The organism is Dietzia sp. DQ11-38-2, from assembly GCF_014145055.1.
Classification (GTDB): domain Bacteria; phylum Actinomycetota; class Actinomycetes; order Mycobacteriales; family Mycobacteriaceae; genus Dietzia.
The window spans coordinates 1-6,416 of the sequence record NZ_JAALDW010000231.1; the positions used below are offsets into that span (position 1 = coordinate 1).

The 6,416-nt window shown below is 70.9% G+C and carries 8 protein-coding genes; 6 read left to right on the forward strand and 2 right to left on the reverse strand.

All coding sequences use genetic code 11. From position 1 onward, the window contains the following. Positions 1–379: 379 nt before the first annotated feature. The 4 genes from G6026_RS08620 to G6026_RS08635 all read left to right on the forward strand — a co-directional run bounded on the left by G6026_RS08620 (position 380) and on the right by G6026_RS08635 (position 3,418). Positions 380–601, forward strand: coding sequence for a helix-turn-helix domain-containing protein (locus G6026_RS08620; protein WP_017837771.1), 222 nt, complete (start codon positions 380–382; stop codon positions 599–601). Between the two features lie 172 nt (positions 602–773). Continuing rightward, the gene (locus tag G6026_RS08625; RefSeq protein ID WP_003855542.1) at positions 774–875 is read left to right on the forward strand and encodes an AURKAIP1/COX24 domain-containing protein; all 102 of its coding nucleotides are present in this window, start codon (positions 774–776) and stop codon (positions 873–875) included. Positions 876–1,106: 231 nt separating this feature from the next. Beyond that, the gene (locus G6026_RS08630; RefSeq protein WP_309230205.1) at positions 1,107–2,288 is read left to right on the forward strand and encodes an NAD-dependent epimerase/dehydratase family protein; all 1,182 of its coding nucleotides are present in this window, start codon (positions 1,107–1,109) and stop codon (positions 2,286–2,288) included. Beyond that, entirely contained in the window at positions 2,285–3,418 is a 1,134-nt protein-coding gene (locus tag G6026_RS08635; protein ID WP_182612922.1) for a lysophospholipid acyltransferase family protein, read from the forward strand. Before G6026_RS08630 ends, G6026_RS08635 begins: the two co-directional genes overlap by 4 nt. 72 nt (positions 3,419–3,490) lie before the next feature. On the opposite strand, the gene G6026_RS08640 is transcribed toward G6026_RS08635, so the two are convergent. Further along, a complete protein-coding gene (locus G6026_RS08640) occupies positions 3,491–4,606 on the reverse strand; it encodes an HAD-IB family hydrolase (protein WP_182612923.1) in 1,116 nt (371 codons plus the stop codon). Between the two features lie 71 nt (positions 4,607–4,677). Here G6026_RS08640 and G6026_RS08645 point away from each other — a divergent pair, with 71 nt between their 5' ends. Then, complete coding sequence (locus G6026_RS08645; RefSeq protein WP_182612924.1) at positions 4,678–4,947, forward strand: glutaredoxin family protein; 270 nt, start codon at positions 4,678–4,680, stop codon at positions 4,945–4,947. Between the two features lie 22 nt (positions 4,948–4,969). Here the strand turns inward: G6026_RS08645 and G6026_RS08650 are convergent, their stop codons facing one another. Next, complete coding sequence (locus G6026_RS08650) at positions 4,970–5,377, reverse strand: HNH endonuclease signature motif containing protein (RefSeq protein WP_107757335.1); 408 nt, start codon at positions 5,375–5,377, stop codon at positions 4,970–4,972. Between the two features lie 416 nt (positions 5,378–5,793). On the opposite strand from G6026_RS08650, the gene hemA reads away from it, so the two are divergent. Then, positions 5,794–6,416: glutamyl-tRNA reductase (gene hemA, locus G6026_RS08655; protein ID WP_182612925.1), on the forward strand; the 623-nt coding region annotated here is incomplete at its 3' end.

A 6,416-nucleotide genomic window follows, 5' to 3' on the forward strand; every position in this document is an offset into this window, starting at 1 on the left:
CGGCGATCCGGCGGCTCGAGGCCGGCGGCGTGAGGTCGGCCGTGGCGGACGCGGTGGAGGCGTCGGCGACCAAGTCGAGAGACCTCGCCCTGGCCGCGCAGAAGGCCGACGACGACGAGCGGGACGACTGAGCCGCCGACGCGCCCGCCACTCCCGTCCCGCCAGGTGAGATGTCAGCCACCTCGGCGGGACGCCGCGTTTAACACAAGCCCTGCTCAGAGCGGGTGAGGCTGCGGTCGGACGGCGTGTCGCCAAAGATATTTGCCCACTCCCGTCGCATTGATCACACCCTTCACGCTAGGCTCATGCTCAGCACGTGCGTGTCAGTACCGCAGGAGGGGAAGCCTGCGGCACGACGCGTGCCATGAAGGGTTGAGAGATGGCGACTACCGACAAGACCGAAGGCGGCGCACAGGCGGCGGGGGGTTCCCAGTTCCTCACCGTTGCCGAGGTGGCAGCGCTGATGCGCGTGTCCAAGATGACGGTCTACCGGCTCGTCCACTCAGGGGAGTTGCCCGCGGTGCGGGTGGGGCGGTCGTTCCGCGTGCATTCCAAGGCGGTCCACGAGTACCTGGACACCTCGTACTTCTCCGCCGGGTGAGACGCCCGCGTCCCGCTGGTGGATCTGGCGTCGGGTCCGTTTTCGCCGCGGCCCCGCCTACGGGTAGTCTGGACGGGTTCCGTACCGGCTTCCGAGCCCGCTTAGACGCCGGAACGCAGTAAGCCCGCTGCAAGGCCCCAGACCAGTAGTCGACAGGTAGGTGACCCCCGTTATGGGTTCTGTGATCAAGAAGCGCCGCAAGCGTATGTCCAAGAAGAAGCACCGCAAGATGCTCCGCCGGACGCGCGTGCAGCGTCGCAAGCTCGGTAAGTGAGTCCGGCGGCGCCTCGGTAGCGCCCGGACTCACACCTGCAGCAGATGCCCGTCACCCAGGATGGTGGCGGGCATCGGTGTGTCCGGGGCCCGGTCGGGTGAGGCGCCCGGAGGTGGGCGTGCCACCGTGCGCGGGGTGCGTGGCGCGCCGTGCGCGGGGTGCGTCGCGAGCGCTGGGCGGGGGCGCGGACCGGGCAACGGAACGCGGGGGTCCCCCGCTACAGTGGTCTGGGTGAACCCCGAAGCGCCAACCCGTCGGCCCGCCCGGGCGGTTGCCGTCGTGGGCGGGAGCAGGTACCTCGGTGCCCACCTCGTGGGGATGCTGCTCCGGACCGAGACCGTCGAGCGCGTGCTGGCGATCGACTCGGTCAAACCGTCGCCGCAGCACCGCCGCCGGATGCGGGACGCCGAGTTCGTCCGGCTCGACCCCCAGTCGCCGCGTCTGCAGAGCATCCTGCGGGACGCCGGCATCGACACCGTGGTCCACGCCGGGCTTCACCACACCGATTTCGCCCCGGGCGGCCGCGCCGCCGTCAAGGAGGCCAACATCATGGGCTCGATGCACGTGATCGCGGCCTGCGGCCGGGCCGCCAGCGTCAAGCGGTTCGTGCTGATCTCCTCGACCACCGTCTACGGCTCCTCGGGTGTGGACCCGGCCATGTTCACCGAGGACATGGCGGCTCGCCGCCAACCCAGCGGAGGCATCCCCCTGGACCACCTGGCGGTCGAGGGGTACGTCCGGGGCATGTCCCGTAAGCGGCCGGACATCGACGTGACCATCCTGCGGATTCCGGCGATCCTCGGCCTTCCCGAGCCCACGGTGTTCGGGGAACTGCTCGCGCCGTCGATCGCCCCCGTCTTGGCGGGGTACGACCCGCGCATCCAGCTGCTGCACCCGCAGGACGCACTCGACGCGCTCCTGCACGCCACCCAGGGTGCCGCGCCGGGGACGTTCAACATCGCCGGAGACGGGGTCCTCACGCTGAGCCAGGCGATCCGGCGGGCCGGGCACGTCCCGCTGCCGGTGCCGCCGCAGACGTTCAAGCTCGCCGTGCGTCTGTTGTCCAGTCAGGGCCTGCGCGACATCGGTTCCTCCCAGCTGCGGTACCTGCGCTTCGGGCGCGCCGTGGACACCACACGCATGCGCCGGGAGTTCGGCTTCACACCCAGGTACTCCACCGAGGAGGCGCTGCACTCCTACCTCGTGGACTCCGGGACGGAGCCACTGATCACCCGCGCCTCGCTCGAGCGCCAGACCGCCAAGGTCGCCGCCCTGCTCCCGGCCCCGGTGGCCGACCGGCTCCGTTCGGGGGTCGACACCACCCTGTGCGAGCTCGAGGCACTCGGGGCGCTGCCCGACCCGCACGAGGCCGATGCGCACGAGGCCGACGCTATCCAGGAGGAGGCGCTGTGAGGGGCCCTGAATTCGACCTGAGCCAGCCACTCGGTGGGCCCCGCTGGGGGGAGGGTCGCCGCGATTCACGGAGTTCCCGCATCGTGGGTGAAGGTTTCCTCGGTGAGACCACCCCCGGTGATGCCGCCGCCACCGAGATCGGCCGGATCGTCGACCGGTTCCTCACCGCGGTGCGGGACTCCCTCGGCCAGGTCATCGAGGCACTGCCCGTCGACGCCGAGGTCATGGGACCCGTCCGCGAGGCCGCGCGGGGTGTCGACGTGATGCTGGCGACCGGCGACGTCAGCGCGCTGTCGGGGTTGGTCGACACGATCAACGGGATCGGCGAGCTGATCGCCACGCGGCTCACCGGCGGCTACGAGGTCGACGAGTTCGGTTTCGACGAGCACTTCCACGAGAACGTGTGGCTGCCGATGTGGCGTCCGCTGTTCGAACACTGGTTCCGGGTCGAGGTGATCGGCGCCGAGAACGTCCCGGCGGAGGGCGCCGGGCTGATCGTCTCCAACCACGCCGGCGTCCTCCCGCTCGACGCCATGATGACCACCGTCGCCGTCCACGACCACGCGGGACGCGCCCTGCGGCTACTGGCCGCCGACCTGGCGATGACGCTTCCCGTGTCCGCGCCACTGGCGAGGCGGGCCGGGGCGACCCTGGCCTGCGCCGCCGACGCCGAGCGTCTGCTCGAGAGCGGACACGTGGTCGCCGTGTGGCCCGAGGGCTACAAGGGACTGGGCAAGCCGTTCTCGGACCGGTACCGGCTGCAGCGCTTCGGCCGCGGGGGGTTCGTCTCCACCGCATTGGACGCCGGCGCGCCGATCATCCCGTGCTCGGTCGTCGGGTCGGAGGAGATATACCCCAAGATCGGCGAGTTCTCCCCGCTGGCGCGCCTGCTGGGGGTCCCGTACCTGCCCATCACACCGACGTTCCCCCTGCTCGGCCCCCTCGGTGGGATCCCGCTGCCCACCAAGTGGACCATCGAGTTCGGCGAACCCATCGAGACCTCCCACCTCGGGCCGGACGCCGGCGACGACCCGATGATCGTCTTCGAGATCACCGACCAGGTCCGCGAGACCATCCAGAACACCCTGTTCCGCAACCTCGCACGTCGCGGGAGCGTCTTCTTCGGCTGAGCCGCGCGGCCGCGCTCGCCGGCGGGGGTCTGCTGGCGGTTCGGGTCTGGTGGCGGTTCGGGGGCGGTCGGGTCAGAAGATCCGTCGGAGCTGGTCGATGGTGCGCACGCCGTACGAGGATTTGACGGCCGCCCGCGCGCCGGCCAGCCCGCCCACCGCGAGCACACCCGGGACCGCCTTCTTGGCGGCCTTGCGCACGGTGCGGAAATCCTTGATGTCCCAGCCGTTCTCCGAGGCGTACTTGCGGAGCCGCCCGTCAGGGTTGATGGCCACCGGGTGGCCGACCATCGTGAGCATGGGCATGTCGTTGAAGCTGTCCGAGTACGCGTAGCACTTGGACAGGTCGAAGCCCTCGGCCTCGGCGAGGGTGGAGATGGCGTGCGCCTTGCCGGGCCCGTGCAGGATGTCGCCCACCAACCGGCCCGTGTACACGCCGTCCTCCTCCTCGGCCACCGTGCCCAGCGCACCCGAGAGTCCGAGCCGCGACGCGATCACCCGCGCGAGCATGACCGGCGTCGCGGTGACCAACCAGACCTGCTGACCGGCGTCGAGGTGCATCTGGACCAGCGAGCGGGTGCCGGGCCAGACGCGGTCGAGCATCGAGGTGTCCACGACCTCCTCGCTCAGCGCGGTCAGCTCTGCGACGGTGTGACCCTTGACGAAGTTCAGGGCCTTCTCGCGGCCCGCCGCCACATCCTCGGCGTTCTCCTTCCCGGAGACCCGGAACTTGACCTGCGACCACGCCATCGACGCCACGTCCTGCGCGGTGAAGAACTTGTGCTTGGCCAACCCGCGGGCGAGCAGGATGATCGAGGCGCCCTGGATGAGGGTGTTGTCCACGTCGAAGAACGCCGCCGCCTGCGGGTCGGGGACGAACTGCGTCGCGGCGTGGTCGTCGAGATCCTCGGCGGTGGCGTCGGCGAGCGGTGGGCCCGGCTCGGCCCCGGGTTCGAGCTTGACCGCGTTCCTGGCCGAGGCCTCGCCGGCGACGCGCTGGTCACGGTGGTTGCGACGGCGCCAGATCAGTCGGCCGATGGCACTGGTGACGTCCGCCCGCCCGGGAAGCCGGAGACGGGTGCCACCTGCGTCCGGGTCCGGGTCCGACTCCACGATGGGGTCTGAATCCGACGCCGGGTCCGGATTCGAGGCCGGGTCTGAGTCATCGGCGGCGTCGGTGTGGTCGTTCACCGGGTGGACCTCCTAGTGGGGGTGGGACCCCATCCTAGGGGAGCCCGGAGGGGGTCGGGCACTATCAGTGCATGGTGCACACGGTGACCCTGCTTACCCGCGAGGGCTGCGGAAGCTGCGTCCGCGTCCACGGCCAGCTGCTGCCGCTGTGCGCCCGCGCGCGCGCCCGGCTCGAGGTGGTGGACGTGGACCGTGCCGCCGATCCCGAGCTCGCGGTGGAGTACGGGGACCGCCTGCCCGTGGTCCTGGTGGACGGTGCGGAGCACTCGTGTTGGGAGGTCGACGACGACGAGCTGAGCGCCGACCTCGCCGGCCCCGAGCCGTTTGGTGGCTGGGACTGAACCCTCGCCCACCGGGCTCGCGCTACTCGTCGGCTCGCAGGGCCCGCAGGATCGTCGCGTGCCGGACCAGGAACGTGCGCTCGTCGAGTTTCTTGCGCCGCAGCCACCCGGTGACCTCGCTGTTGTGCTTGCTCGCGTTGCAGGAGGCGCACGCGGGGACCACGTTCTCCAGCGTGTAGCGACCGCCTCGCGACACGGGCATGACGCAGTCGCGCTGAAGGGCCGGGCCCGGCGAACGGCAGTAGGCGCATCCGGCCCACGCGTGGAGGAGGTCGGCCCACTGCGACGCGGTGAGGTCGTTGTCGACGCGCGAGAGGCGTCGCTGCCGTCGCTTCGCGTACCTGGCGCGGGACGCCCGCCCGGACCCACGTCTCGACGGGGACGCGGTGGTGGAGGACGGGGTCGCGGGGGACCTGCGGCGAGGCGGCACCGCTTGACCGTACGTCGCCTCCGCGTCCCCGGCGGTGGGGTGGCCGCGCGTGCCGCGACATGGGCCAGAGCGGCCGAGGGGCCGCGTCGCTCATGGTGGCCGCACGGCGTCACCCGGGCATAGCATCCGCCCCGGCGACGGTTTTGTCCCGGGGTGCCAAGCGGGTTACGGTGGAGTCCGTTGCGGGTCGAACGCAGGCCCAGGCCACGGCCGTCCCGGCAGGGGTTCCCATGGGGAATCGTCCTGCGTACAGCCGTGCAGACCGACAGGAGACGACCGACTGTGGACCACTGTTCCGGCTGTGCGTTCAGTGTCGTCCCGCGGTTGACGGTGTCCCGAGTCGATGTGCCCCGAGTTGACGCGACGGTGTCCATTCTGGCATGGGTGCCAACGGCACTCGCGTCCGGGGGTCGGTCGTGAGCATTCTCCTGGTGGGTCTGTCCCATCACAGCGCCCCGGTCACCCTGTTGGAGTCGGTCGCGGTCGCGGAAGCCGACCGCGACGCCCTCACCGAGAGCCTGATCAGTGGCCGCCACGTCGACGAGGCGATGATCGTCACCACGTGTAACCGCGTCGAGGTCTACGCGGCGGTGGAGGCGTTCCACCCGGCGCTCGACGACGTGGTGGATCTGCTGTCGCGGCACTCGGGCCTCTCGGCCGAGGAACTCAGCCGCCACCTCTACGTCCGCTACTCGGAGTCGGCGGCCGAGCATCTGTTCTCGGTGGCGTCGGGCCTGGACTCGATGGTGGTGGGCGAGCAGCAGATCATCGGGCAGATCCGTACCGCCTACCAGTCCGCGTCCGATATCGGCGCGGCGGGCACGACCTTGCACCGACTCGCTCAGCAGGCCCTCCACGTGGGCAAACGAGTCCACACCGAGACGGGAATCGACTCGGCCGGGTCCTCGGTGGTGTCGGTGGCGCTCGACCGCGCCGCGGAGATCCTCGCCGAGGTGGACACCGCCGGGACCGCTCCCGCGGCGACCGGGTCGCCGTCGCGTCGTCTCGACGGGCGCCGGGCGGTCGTGCTCGGGGCGGG

Excerpts from the sequence above, each read along its gene's own strand:
- G6026_RS08645 (WP_182612924.1), top strand. The coding sequence starts at position 4,678 with ATGGTGCACACGGTGACCCTGCTTACCCGCGAGGGCTGCGGAAGCTGC.
- G6026_RS08620 (WP_017837771.1), top strand. The coding sequence starts at position 380 with ATGGCGACTACCGACAAGACCGAAGGCGGCGCACAGGCGGCGGGGGGT.
- G6026_RS08625 (WP_003855542.1), top strand. The coding sequence starts at position 774 with ATGGGTTCTGTGATCAAGAAGCGCCGCAAGCGTATGTCCAAGAAGAAG.